Here is a 19,901-nt window from a genome sequence, read left to right as displayed (position 1 = left end):
GGACCGCAGGACGCACCTCAGAACGCACCGCGGCAGGACGGCGTGGAGGCCGCCGACCGGCCGATCAAGGTCATGGTGGTCGACGACCACCCCATGTGGCGCGACGCCGTCGCCCGCGACCTCGCCGAGTCCGGCTTCGACGTCGTCGCGACCGCCGGTGACGGCCCGCAGGCGGTCCGCCGCGCCAAGGCCGCCAACCCGGACGTCCTGGTCCTCGACCTGAACCTCCCAGGCATGCCCGGCGTCCAGGTCTGCAAGGAGCTGGTCCCCTCCCACCCGGGCCTGCGCGTCCTGGTCCTCTCCGCGAGCGGCGAGCACGCCGACGTCCTGGAGGCGGTGAAGTCCGGCGCCACCGGCTATCTGCTGAAGTCCGCCTCCACCCAGGAGCTGACCGACGCCGTCCGCTCCACCGCCAACGGCGACCCGGTCTTCACGCCGGGCCTCGCGGGCCTGGTCCTCGGCGAGTACCGCAGGCTCGCCTCCGACCCCGTACCCGCCGCGTCCAACGAGCCCAAGGCCCCGCAGCTCACCGACCGGGAGACCGAGGTGCTGCGGCTGGTCGCCAAGGGACTCTCGTACAAGCAGATCGCCGAGCGCCTGGTCATCTCGCACCGCACCGTCCAGAACCATGTGCAGAACACCCTGGGCAAGCTCCAGCTGCACAACCGGGTGGAGCTCGTGCGGTACGCGATCGAGCGCGGCCTCGACGACGTCTGACCGGGACCCCGGCCCGGGACCTGTGGCCGGGCGGGCGGGCCGTCCGGCCCCTGCGCGCCCGGCGGCCGGGTCGTATATTCGCGCTATGGAGATCCTGGCGTTCGGTGTGCAGTCAGATGAGAAGCCTCTGATCGAGAAGGCCTTCGCGGGGCTGCACGAGGTCCGCTGCCTGGACGTCTTCCTGAACCGGGACACCGCCCCCATCGCGGCCGGGTACGAGATCATCTCCACCAGCGTCAACGCCGACCTCGGCTCCCCGGTGCTCCAGACCCTCGCCACCGGCGGCACGCAGATGATCGCCCAGCGCTCCACCGGCTTCAACAACATCGACCTGGACGTCGCCGAACGGCTCGCCCTGCGCGTCGCCCGGGTCTCGTACTACTCGCCGTACTCGGTCGCCGAATTCGCCTGGACCCTGGCCATGGCGGTCAACCGGCGCGTCATCCGGGCCGCGAGCCGCACCCGCGACTTCGACTTCCGCCTCGACGGGCTGCTCGGCCGCGACATGCACGGGCGGACCGTCGGCGTCGTCGGCACCGGCAAGATCGGTGAGGCGTTCACCCGGATCGCCCACGGCTTCGGCATGAAACTGCTCGGCTGGGACGTCGTGGAGAACCCGGCCTGCCTGGAGCTGGGCATGGAGTACGTGGAGAAGGAGCGCCTCTTCGCCGAGGCCGACCTCGTCAGCCTCCACGTCCCGCTGCTCCCCGCCACCCAGCACATCATCAACGAGGCGGCCCTCAAGTCGATGAAGGACGACGCGATCCTCGTCAACTCCAGCCGCGGCGGCCTCATCGACACCGCAGCCCTGGTCACCGAGTTGCGTGCGGGCCGCTTCCTCGGCGTCGGACTCGACGTGTACGAGGCGGAGGCCGGGCTCTTCTTCCTGGACAAGTCCCTGGAGGGCGTCGACGACGACACCCTGGCCCGGCTGGTGACCTTCCCCAACGTCATCGTCACCTCGCACCAGGCGTACTACACCGAGGACGCGGTGGGCCAGATCATCGACGCGACCGTACAGAACGTCACCGACTACCTGGCCCGCCGCACCAGCGAGAACGTGCTCGTGCCGCGTATGTGAACCGGAGGGCTCAGCTCAGCACCGGCAGCCCCGCCAGCAGCTCCGTCACGATCGCGGCCCCCCGCACGGTCAGCACCGACTCCGGGTGGAACTGCACCGAGGCGAAGCCCGGCCCGCGCAGTGCGTGCAGCTCCCCGCTCTCCTCGTCCCGGCTCGCCTCGATCCCGTGCGCGGCCAGCTCGGCGGCGGCCGGACCGTCGCACCGAGCGGTGAAGCTGTTGTAGAAGCCGACCGTCTCCGGCCGCCCGAACAGCTCGATCCTGGTCTGCGCCCCCTGGTACGGCACCGCCTTGCGCACGATCTCCATGCCCAGCTCGGCCGCGATCAGCTCATGCCCGAGGCAGACGCCCAGCAGCCCGTACCGGTGCTCCCGCACCAGCCCGGCCGCCAGCTCCCGCAGCAGCCGCATCTTCGGGTCCGCGAGATCGCCCGGATTCCCGGGACCGGGGCCCAGCACGACCGGCCCCGCGTGCGCCCGCACCACCTCACGCAGCCCCGGCTCGTCGAAGCGCCGCACCGACACCTCCAGCCCGGACGAGCGCAGCAGGTGGGCCAGCATCGCGGTGAACGTGTCCTCGCCGTCCACCACCAGCGCGTGGCCGGTCAGCTCCCGGGTGCGCTCCTGCATCCGCAGCCAGAACGGGGCGAGAGAGCCGCGCCGGTCGTCCAGCGCCGCCTGCACCCGGGGATCGGCGGCCAGCAGCGGACGCCCCGCCTCCGTCTCCGGCCGCCCCGGCCGCACCCCCAGCGCGGCCAGCACCCCGGCGGCCTTGGCGTGGGTCTCGGCGACCTCGCTCTCCGGGTCGGAGTGGCGTACGAGAGTGGCGCCGACCGGGACCTTCAGCGAACCGTCCGGGGCGATGTCGGCGGTCCGGATCAGGATCGGCGAGTCGAGCGTCTGCGCCCCGTTGGCGTCCCGGCCCAGGAGGGCCAGCGCGCCCGCGTAGTAGCCGCGCCCGCCCTGCTCGTACCGCTCGATCACCCGGCAGGCGTTCTGCACCGGGGAGCCGGTGACGGTGGCCGCGAACATGGTCTCGCGCAGCACCTCCCGTACGTCCAGGGAGGAGCGGCCCCGCAGCTCGTACTCGGTGTGCGCGAGGTGGGCCATCTCCTTGAGCCGGGGTCCGACGACGACCCCGCCCATGTCGCCCACCGTGCACATCATCTTCAGCTCCTCGTCGACCACCATGGACAGCTCCTCGCTCTCCTTGCGGTCCCCGAGGAACGCCAGCAGGCTTGTCGCGGTGGGCCCCTCGGCCGGGTAGCGGTAGGTCCCGCTGATCGGGTTCATCACGACGGTCCCGCCGGACATCCGCACATGCACCTCAGGGCTGGCCCCCACCAGCGTCCTGTTGCCCGTGTGCACGACGAACGTCCAGTACGCGCCCCGCTCACCCGCAAGCAGCCGCCGGAACAGCGCCAGCGCGTCCGCCCGCCCGAACCCCGGGATCTCTCCCCGGAACGTCCGCCGGATCACGAAGTTCGCGCCCTCGCCCTGCCCGATCTCCTCCCGGATCACCCGCCGCACGATCTCCGCGTACTCCGCGTCCGGCACATCGAAGCCCCGGTCCTCCACCGTCACGTCATGCTCGGGCAGCGCCGCCAGCACCTCCGCCAGCTCCAGCTCGTGCGTCTCGTCGGCGACCAGCACGCTGAGCGGCGTCCCGTCGTCCCGTACGTCGAAGCCGCGCTCGGCGATCTGCCGGAACGGCACCAGGGCCAGCGCGGGCGACACGCCCACCGGCAGATCGGCCAGCCGCTCCGCCTCCCGCACCCGGCCGATCAGCACTTCCACGTGATCGTGGTCACGGCCGGGCGTACGCCGGCGCAGCAGGGCGAACGGCGGGGCGTCGTCGGCCAGCAGTCGGCGGACGAGGTCGAAGGCGGGGCGGGGCGCGGTACGGGACATGGGAGCGGGTTCCTTCCGGACGGACCGTACGAGGGCTTCGTACGGGATTCACGGGGTAGAGGAACGGCTCCGAAACGCAGGAAAGGCCGCCCCTCGGGCGGCCTTCGCGAAGTGTGTCAGCGCGATGAGTCAGCGGGCCGCCGGATGAGCGGTCCACCACCAGTTCTGGATCGAGATCTGGATCTGTTGCGTCGACATGCTCCGACCCTAGCGGACGTTCCGGGCATCGGAGCGGGTGTCTCAACTATTGAGCGCTCGGATGGACGCCCCGCGCGACCCCGTAATGTGGTGCACGTGACCGTGAACGCCAATACCTCCGTCGCCGGTGGCAACACCTGGCGAGACCTTCCCGCGGCGCAGCAGCCCGAGTACCCCGACTCCGAGGCCCTGCGCGATGTACTCGCGGACCTCGCGTCGTATCCGCCGCTCGTCTTCGCGGGCGAGTGCGACCAGCTGCGCGCCCGCCTGGGAGCCGTCGCCAAGGGCGAGGCGTTCCTGCTGCAGGGCGGCGACTGCGCCGAGGCCTTCGACGCCGTGTCCGCCGAGCACATCCGGGCCAAGCTGAAGACGCTGCTCCAGATGAGCGCCGTCCTGACCTACGCGGCCTCCGTGCCCGTGGTGAAGGTCGGCCGGATCGCGGGCCAGTACAGCAAGCCGCGCTCCAAGTCGACCGAGACCCGCGACGGCGTGACCCTGCCGACCTACCGGGGCGACTCGGTGAACGGCTTCGCCTTCACCGAAGAGGCCCGGATCCCGGACCCGGCGCGGCTGAAGCAGATGTACCACGCGTCCTCCTCGACGCTGAACCTGGTGCGTGCCTTCACCACCGGTGGTTACGCGGACCTGCGCCAGGTGCACGCCTGGAACCAGGACTTCGTGAAGTCGTCCCCGGCGGGCCAGCGCTACGAGGCCCTGGCGCGCGAGATCGACAACGCGCTCAACTTCATGAAGGCGTGCGGCACCGACCCGGCCGAGTTCAAGGCGGTCGAGTTCTACGCCTCGCACGAGGCGCTGCTGCTGGACTACGAGACGGCGCTGACCCGCACCGACTCGCGCACCGGCGAGCTGTACGACACCTCCGGCCACATGGTCTGGATCGGTGAGCGCACCCGGCAGATGGACGGCGCGCACATCGAGTTCGCCTCCAAGGTCCGCAACCCGATCGGCATCAAGCTCGGCCCGACGACCACCGTCGACGAGGCCCTCGGCTACGTCGACCGCCTGGACCCCGAGCGCGAGCCCGGCCGGCTGACCTTCATCGTCCGCATGGGTGCCGACAAGGTCCGCGACAAGCTCCCCGAGCTGGTCGAGAAGGTCACCGCGTCCGGCGCCACCGTGGCGTGGGTGACCGACCCGATGCACGGCAACACCTTCGAGGCCGCCTCCGGCCACAAGACGCGCCGCTTCGACGACGTCCTGGACGAGGTCAAGGGCTTCTTCGAGGTCCACAAGGGCCTCGGCACCCACCCGGGCGGCATCCACGTGGAGCTGACCGGTGACGACGTCACCGAGTGCGTGGGCGGCGGCCACGAGATCTTCGTGGACGACCTCCACCAGCGCTACGAGACGGCCTGCGACCCGCGGCTCAACCGCAGCCAGTCCCTCGACCTGGCCTTCCTCGTCGCCGAGATGTACCGCGACCAGTAGGGACTCCCCGGCGGGTATTCCCGCCGGACGCACCTGTGGGGCACGGATCCATGTGATCCGTGCCCCACAGTCCGTCTCCGGGCTTTTGCGCGCCTCGCCAGGCGGGTAAGGTTAGGTTAGCCTCACCGACGAAGACGGGGGCGGCATCAGCGACCGGCCCGCAGGGAGGTGAAGCGCATGTACGTCTGCTCCTGCTTCGGCATCACCGAGGCGCAGGTCAAGAAGCACGCGGACGCCGGGGCCTGCACCCCGCGCCAGATCGCCTCGGCCTGCAAGGCCGGCACCGACTGCGGCGGTTGCGTCCGCCGGATCCAGGCCCTGCTGGGGCGCGACTGCTCGCGCCGCGACCTCACGGGCCAGCAGCGGGAGCCCGTGGCGGCGTCCGTCACCCACCCCGTCTCCGCGGCGGCATCGGTCACCCACCCGGTTCCCGCAGCGGCGTCCGTCACGCACCCGGGCACCGCACCGGTCGCGACGCCGGTCGCGGCGGGGGTCGCCCTCTCCGCGATCCGGGACGTCCAGCTCTCCGACGCCGCCTGACCACTCCTCGTAACGCGTCTCGCAACGCGTCGGCTCGTAACGCGTCGGACCGTAACGCGTCGGCTCGTAACGCGTCGGCTCAGCTCTCCGGCTGCTCGATCAGCTGCGCGATGTAGAGCGCCTCACCGAGCTTCTCCACCAGCTCCAGCTGGGTGTCGAGGTAGTCGATGTGGTGCTCCTCGTCCTCCAGGATCGACTCGAAGATGTTCGCCGAGGTGATGTCCCCCTTGGCGCGCATCACCTCGATCCCGCGCTTGAGGCGGTCGATCGCCTCCACCTCGACCTGGCGGTCCGCCTGGAACATCTCGGTGACCGTCTGGCCCACCCGGACGTGGAAGAGCCGCTGGTAGTTCGGCAGCCCGTCCAGGAACAGGATCCGGTCCGTGAGGATCTCGGCGTGCTTCATCTCGTCGAAGGACTCGGCCCGGGTGTACTTGGCGAGCTTGGTCCAGCCGAAGTTCTCCTGCATCTTCGCGTGCAGGAAGTACTGGTTGATAGCGGTCAGTTCGGCAGTCAGCTGTTCATTGAGGAACTCAAGGACCTCGGGGTCGCCCTGCATCGCAGAGGCTCCTTCCAAGCGTGATCGACAAGGTGGCCGCATCCTCGCACCGCACTCACCGGCCGTCCAGTAAGTGCACGCTTAGTACGAGTTGACCCCATGGGGGTCTGCCCTGGTCATGACCACCCCTGCCTGTCTGTCACCATGGAGGCATGGGTCAGCCGGAAAGCCGGGAATACCGCGAATCAGAGCAGTCCGAGCTTCCGCCGGGACAGCGACTGCAGCGCGGATGGCCGGTCACCCACTACGGGCCCGTTCCCAAGTTCAAACCGGAGCGCTGGGAGTTCCGGGTCTTCGGGGCCACCGCCGACGGCGACAAGCACTGCTGGAACCACCAGGACTTCTCGGCGCTCCCGTTCTCCTCGGTCGTCGCCGATCTGCACTGCGTGACGAAGTTCAGCATGATCGGCGCCGAATGGGGCGGAGTCCTCGCCCGTACGGTGCTGGACCTGGCACCCCCCGCGCCCGACGTCACGCACGTGATGGTCTGGGCCGAGTACGGCTTCTCCTCGAACCTGCGCCTGGCCGACTTCGCCTCCGAGCGCACCCTCTTCGCCACCCACAAGGACGGCGAGCTCCTCACCGCCGAGCACGGCTTCCCGCTCCGCCTCGTCGTCCCGCACCTGTACGCCTGGAAGGGCCCGAAATGGGTCCGGGGCGTGGAGTACATGACGACCGACCGGCGCGGATTCTGGGAGGAGCGGGGCTACCACAACATCGGCGACCCCTGGAGCGAGCAGCGCTACTCCTACCAGGAGGAACCCGGGGACGGCCCGGAGCTCTAGCGGGTTCCCCGCAGCTCCTTCAGGCGGGCCACGTCCGCCGCGTGCCCCTCCTTGCCGCCGGGCGTCTCGATGATCAGCGGTACGCCCTCGGTCGCCGGGTGCGCGAACAGCTCCCGGAAGGGCTCCGCACCGATGTGACCGGCGCCTATGTTCTCGTGCCGGTCCTTGTGAGCGCCCACGACATCCTTGGAGTCGTTGGCGTGGATCAGCTTCAGCCGGCCCTCGCCCACCGTCTCCACCAGCAGGTCGAGTGTCTGCCGCATCCCCGAGGGGCCGGCCAGATCGTGCCCCGCCGCGTAGATGTGGCAGGTGTCCAGGCAGATGCCCAGCTTGGGGTGGGCGTCCAGCGCCTCGAAGTACGGTCCGAAGTCCCACGTACGGGAGCAGAGCGAGGAGCCCTGGCCCGCGGTGGACTCCAGCAGCAGATACGGGTCGTCGTCGTGGGTCAGCTCGTCCAGCAGCGGCCGCATGTGCTCCCGTACCTGGGCCAGCGCCTCGGAGCGGGGCCGCCCGCCCGTCGCCGAGCCGGTGTGCACCACCACGCCCAGCGCGCCGATCTCCCGGGCCCGCCGCAGCGAGTGGCGCAGCGACTCCACGGACTTCTCGACCGTCGCCTCGGTGTGCGAGCCGAAGTTGATCAGATACGGGGCGTGGACGTACGCCGGTATCGACGCGGCCGCGCACTCGGCGCGGAACAGCTCGTCCTGGGCCGGGTTCCCCGTGGGCGTCGCCCAGCCGCGCGGGTTGGCGACGAAGACCTGCACGGCCTCGGCCGCCAGCTCACGGGCGTACTCCAGACCGACCTTGGCAAGGCCGCCGGCCACCGGGACGTGTCCGCCCACAGGGTTACGCATGTCTAGAACCCCTTGGTCCTGATGGTGATGGTGGAGCCCTCGGGCGCCTGCTCGCCGCCCTCCACGGACTGGCTCGCGATGGTGTCGCTGAAGGAGAGGAACGGCCGGTCGACCTTCACCTCGAAGCCCGCCTCCTCCAGGGTGGCCCGGGCCTCGTCGACGTCCCGCCCGGTGATGTCGGGGACGTCCAGCATGCGGGGGCCCTTGGAGACGGTCAGCTCGATGGTGTCGCCCTCGGCCGCCTCGGTGCCCGCGCCGGGGGACTGCTTCGCGATGTCGCCGTCGGCCTCGGAGGAGTGGACCCGGCCGGGCAGCACGTCCACCTTCAGCCCCTCCTCCGCCAGCTCCGCGGTGGCGTCCTCGACCGAGAGGCCGGTGACGTCCGGGACGTCGACGGGACTGCCCTTGCTGACGATCAGGGCGACGGCCGTGTCGGGGTTCCGGTCGGTGCCCGCGCGCGGATCCGTACGGATCACCTCACCGCGCGCCACGTCCTCGCTGAACTCCCTGGTCACCATGCCGGGGGCCAGGCCCACCTTCTTCAGGGAGCGCCGGGCGTCCGCGAGGGAGGAGCCCGCGACATCGGGCACCCGGACGATCTCCGGACCGCGCGAGACGACGAGCTTCACCGAGCCGTTGCCCCGGATCCGGTCGCCGGAGGCGGGGTCGCTGTCGACCACGGAACCCCGCTCGACGGTGTCGCTGAAGACCCGCTCCACGCCCTTCAGCCCGAGCCCCTCGTCCGCGAGCCGCCGCTCCGCCACCTTCTGGGTCTGGCCGAGCAGCGAGGGGACCTGGGTGAACTGGCCCGAGTTGATGTACCAGACGCCCGCCCCGACGCCGAGCGTCAGCAGGACGGCGCTGATGATCGTGATCAGCTTGCGGTGCGGTCCGCCGAACGGCCCGCGCCGGGCGGCCCGGCGCCGGGGCGGGGCGACCGGCGGCGGCATCTCCAGCCGGCTGGTGCGGTGCACGCCGCCCCCGTCCGCGCCGCCGTCCACCGGAAGGGCCCGGGGGATCACGCTCGTACGGTCCTGGGCGCTGTCGTGGGTGTCCGACAGTGCTTGCGGCGGTACGGCGTCCAGCTCGGCCTCGGTCAGCCCGGCACGGGCCTCCCGGGCCTCGGCCAGCAGCAGGACCGCGTCGTACGGGCGCACCTCGGGATTACGGGCGGTCGCGCTCGCCACCAGGCTGTCCAGCGCGACCGGGAGCCCCGGCACGACGGCGGACGGGGCCGGGACATCGGTGTTGAGGTGCTGGTAGATGACCTGGGCGGCGTTCTCCCCGGTGTGCGGCTTGGCGCCGGTCAGCATCTCGTACAGCACGACCCCGCAGGCGTACACATCACTGCGGGTGTCGGCGGTGCCGTGCTCGATCTGCTCGGGCGCCAGATACGACACCGTGCCCAGCAGCGAACCCGTGGTGTCGGTGGCCGTGCCGACCGCCCTGACCAGGCCGAAGTCGGCGACCTTCACCCGCCCGTCGTCCCCTATCAGGACGTTCTCCGGCTTCATGTCGCGGTGCACGAACCCCGCCCGGTGCGCGGCGCCGAGCGCGGCGAGGACCGGCTCCAGGATGTCCAGCGCGGCCCGGGGCTGGAGGGCGCCGCGCTCGCGCAGGACGTCGCGCAGGGTGCACCCCGCCACATACTCCATCGCGAGATAGACGTACGCGCCCTGGGCGCCCTGGTCGAAGACCGCGACGACATTGGGGTGGGCGAGCCGGGCCACCGACTTGGCCTCGCGGATGAACCGCTCCACGAAGGCGGCGTCGACGGCGAGCGCCGGGTGCATCACCTTGAGGGCGAGCATCCTGTCCAGGCGGGTGTCCACGGCCCGGTAGACCGTGGCCATCCCGCCGACGGCGATGCGCGCCTCAATGCGATACCGGCCGTCGAGCAGCTGCCCGACGAGAGGGTCCTGGAGGGTCGTGTCCACCCCGAGAGTCTACGAGCCGCCACCGACACCCCGGACGGGCCGGGGCACTCCCGGGGCCGTTCTGCAGCCGATCCGTGACAGGGACACGTCCCAGGTGGTGGGGGGCGCGGGGGACCTCAGAACGCCGGCCGCTCCGGATCCAGCGCCGCCCGCCCGCCCACCGGCGACGACGCCTCCGCGAAGTGGCGGCGCGGGATGCGCCCCGCCCGGTACGCCAGCCGCCCACCCTCCACCGCGTGCCGCATCGCACCCGCCATCAGCTCCGGCTCCTGCGCCCGGGTCACCGCCGAGGCGAGCATCACAGCAGCGCACCCCAGCTCCATCGCCAGCGCCGCGTCCGACGCGGTCCCGGCCCCCGCGTCCAGGATCACCGGCACCCCGGCCCGCTCCACGATCAGCTCGAAGTTGTGCGGGTTGCGGATGCCGAGCCCGGAGCCGATGGGGGAGCCGAGCGGCATGATCGCCGCGCACCCCACGTCCTCCAGCTTCCGGGCGAGAACCGGGTCGTCGTTGGTGTACGGCAGCACGGTGAACCCGTCGTCGACCAGGATCTCCGCCGCGTCCAGCAGCTCGATCGGGTCGGGCAGCAGCGTCCGCTCGTCGGCGACCACCTCCAGCTTGACCCAGTCGGTGCCGAGCGCCTCCCGGGCCAGCCGCGCGGTCAGCACCGCCTCACCGGCCGTGAAGCAGCCCGCCGTGTTGGGCAGCACCTGGATGGAGAGGCGCTCCAGGACGGAGAGGACCGAGCCCTGCACGGTCGGGTCGAGCCGGCGCATCGCGACGGTGGTCAGCTCGGTGCCGGAGGCGATCAGCGACCGCTCCAGCACCTCCAGGCTCGGCGCCCCGCCGGTCCCCATGATCAGCCGGGAGCCGAAGGTGGCCGGCCCCAGGGTGAAGACGTCGTCGGACACGGTCAGCCTCCCTGGACAGCGGTCAGGACTTCGACGCGGTCGCCCTCGCCGAGCGTGGTGGCGGCCCACTGGCCGCGCGGCACGACGCACTCGTTGACGGCGGCGGCGACGCCGGAGGGCGCGGTGGTCAGGGTGGCGACGAGGCGGTCCAGCGCGGTGCCCGCGTCGAGGACGCGCGGCTCCCCGTTGACCGATACCGACACGGGTGGGCTCAGCGTGCTCATACGGGCTGCTCCTGGAGTACGGGGGCGGCGCCGGCGGACGTGAACCGGCCCGGGGTGAAGGGGCGGGCCACCTCGGGCAGCTCGCCGGTGGTCAGCGCCTCGGCCATGGCGTCGCCGGTGACGGGCGTCAGCAGGACGCCGTTGCGGTGGTGGCCGGTGGCGAGGAGGAGACCGGGCAGGGCGGTCGGGCCGAGCAGCGGGGCGTTGTCGGGGGATGCGGGGCGCAGTCCGGCCCGGGTCTCGGTGAGCGGCAGCTCGGTGATGCCGGGCACCAGTTCGTGGGCGTCGCGCAGCAGCTCGTAGACCCCGCCGCCGGTGACCGTGGTGTCCCAGCCCATCTCCTCGCTGGTGGCGCCGACGACCAGCTCGCCGTTCTCGCGCGGCACGAGGTAGAGGTGGCCGCCGCGGACGACGGCGCGCACGGTCCGGCTGAGGAAGGGGGCGTACGCCCGGGGCACGGTGAGCCGCAAAACCTGGCCCTTGACCGGGCGGACCGGCGGCACGACCTCCTCCGGCAGCCCCGCGAGCCGCCCGCTGAGGCTGCCCGCCGCCAGGACGACCTGGTCGGCCCCGACCTCCGTACCGTCGTCGAGCACGGCTCCGGCCGCCCGGCCCCCGCTGACGGTGAGCCGTACGGCGGAAGCCCTGCGGAAGACCACCCCCGCCCGCTCGCAGGCGGTCAGCAGCGCCGCGGCGAGCCGACGCGGATCCACCTGGTGGTCACCGTCCACCCGCAGCCCGCCCCGTACCCCCGGGGCGAGCATCGGCTCCAGGCGGCGGCACTCACGGCCGCTCAGCCAGACCGACTCCAGGCCCGAACGCTCCTGGAGGGCGTGCAGCTCCCGCAGATGGGCCCGGTCGTCGGAGTCCAGCGCGACAGCCAGCGTTCCGCAGGTACGGAAGCCGGTCTCCCGGCCGCTCGCCGCCTCCAGCTCCGCGACGAACTCCGGATAGCGGGCGGCCGAGGCGAGGTTGAGGCCGAGCAGCATCTCCTCGCCGTAGTGCAGTTCGGTGACGGCGGCCAGCATGCCCGCCGCGACCTGGGCGGCGCCGCCGCCCGGACCGGGATCGGCCACGGTGACGGTCAGCCCGCGCTGGGCCGCCCGCCACGCCGTGACCAGGCCGATGACGCCGCCCCCGATGACGAGGACATCGGACCCTGATCTCTCCCCCGGGCTTCCGGAGGTCTTCCCCGAGACGCGCATGGGTGTCCAGCCCCTCCCTTCGCCGGCATGACCCGGATCAGGTTCGTACGGTCGGAGGCGCTCCAGCCTCCCTCTCAGCCCGGTGCGTCCGGGCTCCCGCGAGTGTTCTACGTTGTCCAGCCTAGACCCACCCGCCTCTCGCCCGGCAAGGGAGCAGCCACCATGGCCCGTTCACTCGACGGACTCGTCCTCTCACCCGTCGCCGACCAGGCCCCGGGCCAGGTCGGCACCCGTACCCGCTTCACGTACCACGAGCGGGACGGCACGATCTGGGCCGAGTACGCGGGCGGTGACGTGGTCCGCGGCCATCTCGTCGGCACCCGCGAGGGGGATGCCCTCGACTTCCGCTACGTCCAGCTCAAGCAGGACGGAACGACCTCTTCCGGACACTGCCTCTCCACCGTCACCGATCTCGCCGACGGCCGGGTGCGGCTGGACGAGCGCTGGGAATGGGAGTCACAGGAAGGCAGCGGGACGAGCGTGGTGGAGGAAGTCACCCATTGACGTCGCGTCAGCTGAATAGAGTGGTACACGTGAGCGAGCAGACGGAACACCACGTGGCTGGGCGGCCGACACGGAACGTCGTGGTCGTCGGAGCGGGCATGGCGGGCGTGCAGACCGCCGTCGCCCTGCGGGAAGCCGGCTTCACCGGCCCCGTCACCCTGATCGGCGCCGAACCCCACCAGCCCTACGACCGGCCGCCGCTGTCCAAGGCGGTGCTGCTGGGCAAGGCCGAGGACTCCGCCTTCGACGTCGACTTCGAGGCGCTGGACATCACGCTGCGCCTCGGTGTGGACGTCACCGCCCTGCGCGCCGCCGACCACGTCCTGGACACGGCGGACGGCCCCGTCCCCTACGACGTCCTGGTCCTGGCGACCGGCGCCGAGCCCATCGCCCTGCCCGGCACCGAAGGCGTCCCCGGCGTCCATCTGCTGCGCACCCTGGACGACGCCGCCCGGCTGCGGCCCGTCCTGGAGGAGCGGCACGACGTGGTCGTCGTCGGGGCGGGGTGGATCGGCGCCGAGTTCGCCACCGCCGCCCGCGCCGCCGGCTGCGCGGTCACCGTCGTCGAGGCCGCCGCCCGCCCGCTGGCCGGCACCCTGCCCGCCGAGGTCGCCGCCCCGATGGCCGACTGGTACGCCCAGAGCGGCACCGGACTCCTCACCGAGGCCCGGGTCGAGCGCGTCGAGGAGTCCACGGTTGTCCTCGCGGACGGCCGGACGCTGCCCGCCGGGGCCGTGGTCGTCGGCATCGGCGCCCGCCCCGCCACCGGCTGGCTCGCCGGCTCCGGGATCGAACGCGGCCCGGACGGCTCGGTCACCGCCGACAGCGCCCTGCGCACCTCCCTGCCTGATGTGTACGCGGTCGGGGACTGCGCCTCCTTCCCCTCCGCCCGCTACGGCGAACGCCTGCTGATCCACCACTGGGACAACGCCCTCCAAGGCCCGCGCACCGCGGCCGCCGCGATCCTCGCCGCGGAGCGCGGTGAGCCGCTGCCGGTCCACGACCCCGTCCCGTACTTCTGGTCCGAGCAGTTCGGCCGCTTCGTGCAGTACGCCGGCCACCACGCCCACGCCGACACCCTGATCTGGCGCGGCGACGGCGCCGAGGCCACCTGGTCGGTGTGCTGGCTGAAGGCCGGTGCGCTGGTCGCCGTCCTCGCGGTGGGGCGCCCGCGCGACCTCGCCCAGGGCCGCAAGCTCATCGAATCCGGGGCCGTCCTCGACCCCGAGCGGGTCGCCGACCCCGCCGTACCGCTGAAGTCCACCGCCCTGTGACGCCCCGGGCCGACCCCCGTACGGTCGGCCCGGCTACCGGCTGTCAGTCCCGGATGGCACGCTTGTCCTTGTGACCGAGATTGACGCAAAGACCGATGCTCTCGTCCCCGCCTGGCTCCACCTTCCCGACATCGCGGAAAAGCTCGATGTCGAGGTGACGCGTGTACGGCAGTTGGTCAAGGAGGGCCAGCTCATCGCCGTACGCCGTGGTGAGAACCGGACGCTCCAGGTGCCTGCCGCCTTCATCGACGGCGACAAGGTGGTCAAGGGCCTCTCCGGCACCCTGACCCTCCTGAGGGACGACGGCTACTCCGACGAAGAGATGCTGGAGTGGCTCTTCACTCCCGACCCGACCCTGCCCGGCACCCCCGCACAGGCGCTGAGTGAGAATCGCGGTACGGAGGTGAAGCGCCGCGCCCAGGCGCTCGCCGTCTGACCGACACGACCGGAAGCGGCGTACGGGCCCCGCGCTGAGCGCGGGCCCGTGCCCCGCCACGACCACGGGGGGAATCCACCATGCCCACGCCTCGCGAGCAGCTGTCCGACGCCCGGCTCTACCTCTGCACGGACGCCCGTAAGCGCCAAGGCGACCTCCCGGCCTTCCTGGACGCCGTGCTCTCCAGCGGTGTCGACATCGTCCAGCTCCGGGACAAGGGCATGGAGGCCGCCGAGGAGCTGGAGCACCTCGCGGTCTTCGCCGACGCCTGCCGGCGCCACGGCAAGCTCCTCGCCGTCAACGACCGCGCCGACGTCGCCCACGCCATCGGGGCCGACGTCCTGCACCTGGGCCAGGGCGACCTGCCCGTGCCCGCCGCCCGCGCGATCGTCGGCTCCGACCGGCTGATCGGCCGCTCCACGCACGCCGAGTCCGAGGTCGACGCCGCCGTCGCCCAGGTGGGCGTGGACTACTTCTGCACCGGCCCCTGCTGGCCCACCCCCACCAAGCCCGGCCGCCACGCCCCCGGCCTCGGCCTCGTGCGGTACGCCGCCTCCCTGCGGCAGTCGCGCCCCTGGTTCGCGATCGGCGGCATCGACGCGGGCAACCTGGACGAGGTGCTGGAGGCGGGCGCCCGCCGGATCGTCGTCGTCCGGGCGATCACCGCGGCGGACGACCCGGCGGCCGCCACCGCCGAGCTCGCGAAGAGGGTCCGGGCACACACCCTCTGATCAGGTCTTACGAGGTCTCCGATCCACCTTCGTCCCAAGGGGTGGACGGCAAACCGGCAAAACGAGACAATCTTGGCCGCTCTGGTTGGGGGAGTGTCCACCCCCTGGTTAACCTCGCCCTATGGCCCTTGGGACAGCTTCCACCAGGACGGACCACGCACGCACGGTGCGTGACCTGCTCGCGACCGGCAAGACCTCGTACTCCTTCGAGTTCTGGGCGCCCAAGACCGAGAAGGGCGAGCGCAACCTCTGGAACGCGCTGCGCCGGGTCGAGGCGGTGCGCCCGAGCTTCGTCTCGGTGACCTACGGGGCCGGCGGCTCCACCCGGGCCGGGACCGTGCGGGCGACCCAGCAGATCGCCGCCGACTCCACGCTCACCCCGGTCGCCCACCTCACCGCGGTCAGCCACTCGGTCGCCGAGCTACGCAACATGATCGGCCAGTACGCCGACGCCGGGATCAGGAACATCCTCGCGGTCCGCGGCGACCCGCCCGGCGACCCCATGGGGGAGTGGGTCGAGCACCCGCAGGGCGTGAAGTACGCGGCCGACCTCGTCCGCCTCATCAAGGAGTCCGGCGACTTCTGCGTCGGCGTCGCCGCGTTCCCCGAGATGCACCCGCGCTCCTCCGACTGGGAGACGGACATCGGCCACTTCGTCGACAAGTGCCGGGCCGGAGCCGACTACGCGATCACCCAGATGTTCTTCCGCCCGGAGGACTACCTCCGGATGCGTGACCGGGTGGTCGCGGCCGGTTGCGATACGCCGGTGATTCCCGAGGTCATGCCGCTCACGAGTGTGAAGCAACTGGAAAGATTCTCCCAGCTCAGCAACGCGACCGTCCCGGAGCCGCTGAAAGAGCGGATCCTCGCGGTCAAGGACGATCCGGCCGCTGTACGCTCCATCGGTATCGAGTTCGCAACGGAGTTCTGCGCGAAACTGCTGTCCGAGGGTGTGCCCGGGCTGCACTTCATCACGCTCAACAACTCGACGGCAACGCTCGAAATCTACGAGAATCTCGGACTGCACAAGCAGTCGTGACCGGCCGTACCCGCCCCCGAGCGGCTGCGGCCGCAGGAGGGGGCGGGCGTGGGCTGGACGGTCCTCTACATCGCATTCGGCTTGGTGGCGCTGTGGCTGCTCGGTGAGGTGCTGCTGCAGTACAAGGCGCGGCTGCGCTGGCGGCTCCTCGCCTTCGGCGGCTTCCTCGGCGTGGTCATGGGGGTCCTGCTCGCCTCCGTCCCGGTCATCGTCGTCGGCACCCTCGCCTTCGCCACCGGCCAGACCTATGTGACGCTCTCCTTCCGCCGCGGCTTCTCCACCGGCTGGGCCATAGGCGGCAGCCCGGGCGAGAGCCGCCGTCGCCGGGGCGGCGGCGAGCGCGCGGCCGCCAAGGAGCCCACGCTGGAGGTCTCCGGCCTGGAGGTCTCGGACCCCGCGGCCGAACCGGCCTTCGACTCCTTCGGCAACGGCATCGGGGCTCCGGCCACCGGGTCCGACGACCCCACCTCGGTCACCTCGGTCTACGAGCCGCAGCCGCTGCCCGACGACACCGGCCAGTACGGCGTGTACAGCGACTCGGGCTACGGGCCGGACAGCTCGGGCGCCCAGGACCAGCACGGGTACGAGCCGGACCCGGCGGGCCAGCCGCAGTTCGCCGCGTACGACCCGTACACCGGCTACGACCCGCAGCAGGCCCAGGACCCCTACGCGGGCTCGTACGACTACGGTACGACCGGCCAGCAGAGCTACGCCGCCTACTCCGACCCGTACATCGGCACCACCAACGGGACGGCCTCCTACGCCGGTTACGACGCCTACGGGAACGGCGGCAACGGCTACGACAGCCAGGGCGGCCAGCAGAGTTACGCCGACCCCTACGCCCAGAGCTACGGCACGGACGCGTACACCACGGACACCCCGCCCGGCGGCGTCTGGGTCCCGCAGCAGCGCGACGCCGAGCAGTACCCCCCGATGGAGCCCGAGCAGCCCGCTCCGTACGGCCAGGGCAACGGCAACACCAACGGCTACGACACCGGCCAGAACGAGCAGTACCGCTACTGAGGCGGCGCGCCCCCGCGGCCCCTACTGCGAGCCGCGGAATCCGTCGCCCTCCACCACGAGCCCGGCCACCAGCGTCCCCGACATCCCGGCGTGCGCGAGCCCGCCGCCCGGGTGCGACCAGCCGCCCGCCAGATAGAGCCCCGGCAGCCGGGTGAGGTTGCGGGGGTGCAGATACGCGCCCTGAGCACCGGCCAGCGCGGGCGGCGGCACCGCACCGCCCTCGGCCCCCGTCTCCGCCTCGGTCTCCGCAGGCGTACGGACCTCCGTGTGCAGGATCCGCTCCCGCAGCCCGGGCACGGCCGCGCCCGCCCGCTCCACCAGCACGTCCGCGAACCGCTGCCGCACCGCCGGGTCCGTCCAGTCCACCGGGCCCTGCGGGGCCACCACCGCGCTCAGCGTCACCGCCTCGTGCGCCTCGTCCGGCCGGGTCGCCGGATCGTCGGGGCGCAGTACCGTCACCGTCGGGTGCGCGGCGACCCGGCCCCCGAACACCGCCTCCCGCTCCGCAGCCGCATCGGCGCTGTGCACCACGGTCCGGTGCACCGCGTCCGCCTCCCGGCCCCCGCGCAGCGACAGCAGCACCACGAACCGCCCCGGCACCGAGCCCTCCCGGACCGTCACGTCGTCCGCGCCCCACACCTGCCCGCCCGGCACCAGCCCCGCGTGCGGCCGCACCCCCAGCACCACCCGGTCCGCCTCGGCCACCTCACCGCCGGCCAGCTCCACGCCCGCCGCCCGGCCGTCCTTCTCCACGACCCGGACCACCTCGGCCCCGAAGACGAACTCCACCCGCCGGGCCACACACCGCTCGTACACCGCCCGGGCCAGCTCCCGCATCCCGCCCATCACGTACCAGCTGCCGAAGCTCTGCTCCATGTACGGAAGCAGCGCGGCGCTCGCGGGCGCGGTGCGCGGGTCGAGGCCGTAGGAAAGCGCGTACCCGTCGAGCAGGGCGGCCAGCCGGGCGTCCGCCAGCTCCCAGGCGCCGATCTCCGCCACGGTGGCCGCCTGCCGGGTGCGCAGCAACCGCCGCTGCTTCAGGGCGGGATACGGGTCGCGGCCCAGCACCTGGTGGTCCGCCCGGAGCGGCTCCTCCAGCAACGGCCGCCGCGACCGGTCCCAGGCGTCCCGGGCCCGCTCCAGGAACCCGGTCCACCGCTCCCCGGCACCGGCGCCGAGCGCCGCGTCCAGGGCGGAGGCCACCCCGGCCCGCGAGGCGTTGGGCAGGGACACCGCCGTGCCGTCGGCGAAGAGGTGACGGCTCGCCGGGTCGACCTGGGTCAGCGTGACGCTCTGCTCCAGGGACTCCTTGCCGGTCTTGACGAAGAGGTCCCGCTGGACGGCGGGCAGATGCAGCAGCCCGGGTCCCGTGTCGAAGACGAAGCCCTCGTGCTCATGGCGGCCGAGCGAGCCGCCGTAGCTCGCGGACCGCTCGTACACCGTCACCTTGTCGCCCGCGACGGCGAGCCGGGCGGCCGCCGCCATGGCGCCCGTCCCGGCGCCGATCACCGCAATTCGTGCCATGCGGGTGACTTTATCGACCACCACCGACAGCCCGGCCGGGAGGCCGGGGCCCACCGACCGGCAGCTCAGCCGGGAGGCCAGGGCCCCTCCGCGCCGGCCAGCCGTTTCTCCTCGCGGCGCTGGGCCCGGCGGCGCAGGAAGCGGCGGATCCGCGAGGCCAGGAAGATCACTATGACGATCCCGAGCACCAGCAGCACCGCGGCGATGATCGCCGCCGCCACCGGGTTGAATATGGCGAACGTGACGACCCCGGCGACCCCGAGATCCTCGGCGATGCTCATCCCGATGTTGCTGAAGGGCTCCGGCGAGGTGTTGACCGCCATCCTCGTGCCGGCCTTCACCAGATGGCTCATCAGCGCCGTCGACCCGCCGATCGCCCCGGCCGCCAGCTCCGGCAGCGAACCGCTCTCCCCGGCGAGCAGCGCGGCGATCACCGCCCCCGCCACCGGGCGGATCACGGTGTGCGCGGTGTCCCAGACCGAGTCCACGTACGGGATCTTGTCGGCCACCACCTCGCAGAGGAAGAGCACACCGGCCACGATCAGGACGTCGGTGCGCTGCAACGCGGCGGGCACCTCGTCGGAGACGCCGGTCGCGCCGAAGACGCCGAGCAACAGGACCACCGCATAGGCGTTGATCCCGCTCGCCCAGCCGCTTGTGAACACCAGAGGGATTACGGACACGCAGGAGATCGTAACGACCCGGTCCGACAACGGGCTGGGGTCGGGTGCGCAGCCCTGAGTACCCGTACTCAGGGAGCGAGATGAGTAGGTGCGCGGATAGGCCCGGACCTGCGGGGACGGAAGAGTGGTGACCACGGAAGGGGCGCGGCGCCCGGACCGCCGACACGGGGCGGCGGACCGGCGCGGCCCCTGCCGGAACGGGGGTGCACGACGTCAGGACCGGGGGCCACGGGGGACATACGGGGTCACGGGGACGGGTCCGGCGGATGCACGGAAGACGCCGGTCCGGTGGAGTTCGCAGGGGGATGCGAGCTTCAC

General features: G+C 72.1%; 21 protein-coding genes and 1 riboswitch. Of the genes, 11 read left to right on the top strand and 10 right to left on the bottom strand.

The window, feature by feature from the left end; genetic code table 11:
• Window positions 1–72 precede the first annotated feature (72 nt).
• Together IF17_RS0109750 and IF17_RS0109745 are read left to right on the top strand one after the other, a co-directional pair.
• Window positions 73–717, top strand: coding sequence for a response regulator (locus IF17_RS0109750; protein ID WP_051883954.1), 645 nt, complete (start codon window positions 73–75; stop codon window positions 715–717).
• An 85-nt stretch (window positions 718–802) separates the two neighbouring features.
• Entirely contained in the window at window positions 803–1,798 is a 996-nt protein-coding gene (locus tag IF17_RS0109745) for a 2-hydroxyacid dehydrogenase (RefSeq protein WP_018511963.1), read from the top strand.
• Between the two features lie 10 nt (window positions 1,799–1,808).
• Here IF17_RS0109745 and IF17_RS0109740 read toward each other — a convergent pair whose 3' ends face one another.
• Both IF17_RS0109740 and IF17_RS1000000140345 read right to left on the bottom strand, forming a co-directional pair.
• A complete protein-coding gene (locus tag IF17_RS0109740) occupies window positions 1,809–3,707 on the bottom strand; it encodes an anthranilate synthase family protein (RefSeq protein ID WP_030564197.1) in 1,899 nt (632 codons plus the stop codon).
• Window positions 3,708–3,836: 129 nt separating this feature from the next.
• On the bottom strand, window positions 3,837–3,905 hold the full coding sequence (locus IF17_RS1000000140345; RefSeq protein WP_106429850.1) for a trp operon leader peptide: 69 nt from the start codon (window positions 3,903–3,905) through the stop codon (window positions 3,837–3,839).
• 102 nt (window positions 3,906–4,007) lie between these two features.
• On the opposite strand from IF17_RS1000000140345, the gene IF17_RS0109735 reads away from it, so the two are divergent.
• Together IF17_RS0109735 and IF17_RS0109730 are read left to right on the top strand one after the other, a co-directional pair.
• A complete protein-coding gene (locus IF17_RS0109735; protein WP_026241475.1) occupies window positions 4,008–5,354 on the top strand; it encodes a class II 3-deoxy-7-phosphoheptulonate synthase in 1,347 nt (448 codons plus the stop codon).
• Window positions 5,355–5,531: 177 nt separating this feature from the next.
• Entirely contained in the window at window positions 5,532–5,894 is a 363-nt protein-coding gene (locus IF17_RS0109730; protein ID WP_032771832.1) for a (2Fe-2S)-binding protein, read from the top strand.
• A 79-nt stretch (window positions 5,895–5,973) separates the two neighbouring features.
• On the opposite strand, the gene bfr is transcribed toward IF17_RS0109730, so the two are convergent.
• Window positions 5,974–6,453, bottom strand: a complete 480-nt coding sequence (bfr, locus tag IF17_RS0109725) for a bacterioferritin (RefSeq protein ID WP_030564193.1) — start codon at window positions 6,451–6,453, stop codon at window positions 5,974–5,976.
• Between the two features lie 152 nt (window positions 6,454–6,605).
• Here bfr and IF17_RS0109720 point away from each other — a divergent pair, with 152 nt between their 5' ends.
• Window positions 6,606–7,238: a sulfite oxidase-like oxidoreductase gene (locus IF17_RS0109720; RefSeq protein ID WP_030564192.1), complete on the top strand. Its 633-nt coding sequence runs from the start codon at window positions 6,606–6,608 to the stop codon at window positions 7,236–7,238.
• On the opposite strand, the gene IF17_RS0109715 is transcribed toward IF17_RS0109720, so the two are convergent.
• From IF17_RS0109715 to thiO, 5 genes are all read right to left on the bottom strand, one after another.
• Window positions 7,235–8,092, bottom strand: a complete 858-nt coding sequence (locus IF17_RS0109715) for a deoxyribonuclease IV (RefSeq protein ID WP_030564190.1) — start codon at window positions 8,090–8,092, stop codon at window positions 7,235–7,237. The two genes, IF17_RS0109720 and IF17_RS0109715, sit on opposite strands and share 4 nt — an antisense overlap.
• A gap of 2 nt (window positions 8,093–8,094) precedes the next feature.
• The gene (pknB, locus tag IF17_RS0109710; RefSeq protein WP_030564188.1) at window positions 8,095–10,029 is read right to left on the bottom strand and encodes a Stk1 family PASTA domain-containing Ser/Thr kinase; all 1,935 of its coding nucleotides are present in this window, start codon (window positions 10,027–10,029) and stop codon (window positions 8,095–8,097) included.
• Window positions 10,030–10,145: 116 nt separating this feature from the next.
• Window positions 10,146–10,940 carry a thiazole synthase gene (locus tag IF17_RS0109705; protein WP_030564186.1) on the bottom strand — a complete coding sequence of 265 codons (795 nt, stop codon included), beginning with the start codon at window positions 10,938–10,940 and terminating at the stop codon, window positions 10,146–10,148.
• 2 nt (window positions 10,941–10,942) lie between these two features.
• The gene (gene thiS / locus IF17_RS0109700) at window positions 10,943–11,164 is read right to left on the bottom strand and encodes a sulfur carrier protein ThiS (RefSeq protein ID WP_018511972.1); all 222 of its coding nucleotides are present in this window, start codon (window positions 11,162–11,164) and stop codon (window positions 10,943–10,945) included.
• The gene (thiO, locus tag IF17_RS0109695; RefSeq protein ID WP_030564183.1) at window positions 11,161–12,369 is read right to left on the bottom strand and encodes a glycine oxidase ThiO; all 1,209 of its coding nucleotides are present in this window, start codon (window positions 12,367–12,369) and stop codon (window positions 11,161–11,163) included. Before thiO ends, thiS begins: the two co-directional genes overlap by 4 nt.
• Window positions 12,367–12,479, bottom strand: a riboswitch (TPP riboswitch). Its footprint overlaps the gene before it by 3 nt.
• Before the next feature lie 52 nt (window positions 12,480–12,531).
• Here thiO and IF17_RS0109690 point away from each other — a divergent pair.
• The 6 genes from IF17_RS0109690 to IF17_RS0109665 all read left to right on the top strand — a co-directional run bounded on the left by IF17_RS0109690 (window position 12,532) and on the right by IF17_RS0109665 (window position 17,376).
• Window positions 12,532–12,873 (top strand): avidin-fold protein, encoded by a 342-nt coding sequence (locus tag IF17_RS0109690; protein ID WP_030564181.1) that lies wholly within the window; start codon window positions 12,532–12,534, stop codon window positions 12,871–12,873.
• A 29-nt stretch (window positions 12,874–12,902) separates the two neighbouring features.
• Window positions 12,903–14,147: an NAD(P)/FAD-dependent oxidoreductase gene (locus tag IF17_RS0109685; protein ID WP_030564179.1), complete on the top strand. Its 1,245-nt coding sequence runs from the start codon at window positions 12,903–12,905 to the stop codon at window positions 14,145–14,147.
• Window positions 14,148–14,217: 70 nt separating this feature from the next.
• The gene (locus tag IF17_RS0109680) at window positions 14,218–14,583 is read left to right on the top strand and encodes an Rv2175c family DNA-binding protein (RefSeq protein ID WP_030564177.1); all 366 of its coding nucleotides are present in this window, start codon (window positions 14,218–14,220) and stop codon (window positions 14,581–14,583) included.
• An 80-nt stretch (window positions 14,584–14,663) separates the two neighbouring features.
• Window positions 14,664–15,314: a thiamine phosphate synthase gene (thiE, locus tag IF17_RS0109675; RefSeq protein WP_030564175.1), complete on the top strand. Its 651-nt coding sequence runs from the start codon at window positions 14,664–14,666 to the stop codon at window positions 15,312–15,314.
• Window positions 15,315–15,435: 121 nt separating this feature from the next.
• A complete protein-coding gene (metF, locus tag IF17_RS0109670; RefSeq protein WP_076967482.1) occupies window positions 15,436–16,353 on the top strand; it encodes a methylenetetrahydrofolate reductase [NAD(P)H] in 918 nt (305 codons plus the stop codon).
• Between the two features lie 48 nt (window positions 16,354–16,401).
• A complete protein-coding gene (locus IF17_RS0109665) occupies window positions 16,402–17,376 on the top strand; it encodes an SCO2102 family sporulation regulator (protein WP_030564173.1) in 975 nt (324 codons plus the stop codon).
• A 21-nt stretch (window positions 17,377–17,397) separates the two neighbouring features.
• On the opposite strand, the gene IF17_RS0109660 is transcribed toward IF17_RS0109665, so the two are convergent.
• On the bottom strand, window positions 17,398–18,900 hold the full coding sequence (locus IF17_RS0109660) for a phytoene desaturase family protein (RefSeq protein ID WP_078615856.1): 1,503 nt from the start codon (window positions 18,898–18,900) through the stop codon (window positions 17,398–17,400).
• A 65-nt stretch (window positions 18,901–18,965) separates the two neighbouring features.
• Window positions 18,966–19,583, bottom strand: a complete 618-nt coding sequence (locus tag IF17_RS0109655; RefSeq protein ID WP_026241479.1) for a DUF4126 domain-containing protein — start codon at window positions 19,581–19,583, stop codon at window positions 18,966–18,968.
• Between the last annotated feature and the right edge of the window lie 318 nt (window positions 19,584–19,901).

Source organism: Streptomyces cyaneofuscatus (assembly GCF_000718135.1).
GTDB lineage: Bacteria > Actinomycetota > Actinomycetes > Streptomycetales > Streptomycetaceae > Streptomyces > Streptomyces cyaneofuscatus.
This window is presented reverse-complemented; position numbering and strand designations above follow the sequence as displayed.

Excerpts from the sequence above, each read along its gene's own strand:
- IF17_RS0109715 (WP_030564190.1), bottom strand. The coding sequence starts at position 8,092 with ATGCGTAACCCTGTGGGCGGACACGTCCCGGTGGCCGGCGGCCTTGCC.
- IF17_RS0109740 (WP_030564197.1), bottom strand. The coding sequence starts at position 3,707 with ATGTCCCGTACCGCGCCCCGCCCCGCCTTCGACCTCGTCCGCCGACTG.
- thiO (WP_030564183.1), bottom strand. The coding sequence starts at position 12,369 with ATGCGCGTCTCGGGGAAGACCTCCGGAAGCCCGGGGGAGAGATCAGGG.
- IF17_RS0109750 (WP_051883954.1), top strand. The coding sequence starts at position 73 with ATGGTGGTCGACGACCACCCCATGTGGCGCGACGCCGTCGCCCGCGAC.
- IF17_RS0109730 (WP_032771832.1), top strand. The coding sequence starts at position 5,532 with ATGTACGTCTGCTCCTGCTTCGGCATCACCGAGGCGCAGGTCAAGAAG.
- thiS (WP_018511972.1), bottom strand. The coding sequence starts at position 11,164 with ATGAGCACGCTGAGCCCACCCGTGTCGGTATCGGTCAACGGGGAGCCG.
- IF17_RS0109660 (WP_078615856.1), bottom strand. The coding sequence starts at position 18,900 with ATGGCACGAATTGCGGTGATCGGCGCCGGGACGGGCGCCATGGCGGCG.
- bfr (WP_030564193.1), bottom strand. The coding sequence starts at position 6,453 with ATGCAGGGCGACCCCGAGGTCCTTGAGTTCCTCAATGAACAGCTGACT.
- IF17_RS0109720 (WP_030564192.1), top strand. The coding sequence starts at position 6,606 with ATGGGTCAGCCGGAAAGCCGGGAATACCGCGAATCAGAGCAGTCCGAG.
- IF17_RS0109745 (WP_018511963.1), top strand. The coding sequence starts at position 803 with ATGGAGATCCTGGCGTTCGGTGTGCAGTCAGATGAGAAGCCTCTGATC.
- thiE (WP_030564175.1), top strand. The coding sequence starts at position 14,664 with ATGCCCACGCCTCGCGAGCAGCTGTCCGACGCCCGGCTCTACCTCTGC.
- metF (WP_076967482.1), top strand. The coding sequence starts at position 15,436 with ATGGCCCTTGGGACAGCTTCCACCAGGACGGACCACGCACGCACGGTG.
- IF17_RS0109690 (WP_030564181.1), top strand. The coding sequence starts at position 12,532 with ATGGCCCGTTCACTCGACGGACTCGTCCTCTCACCCGTCGCCGACCAG.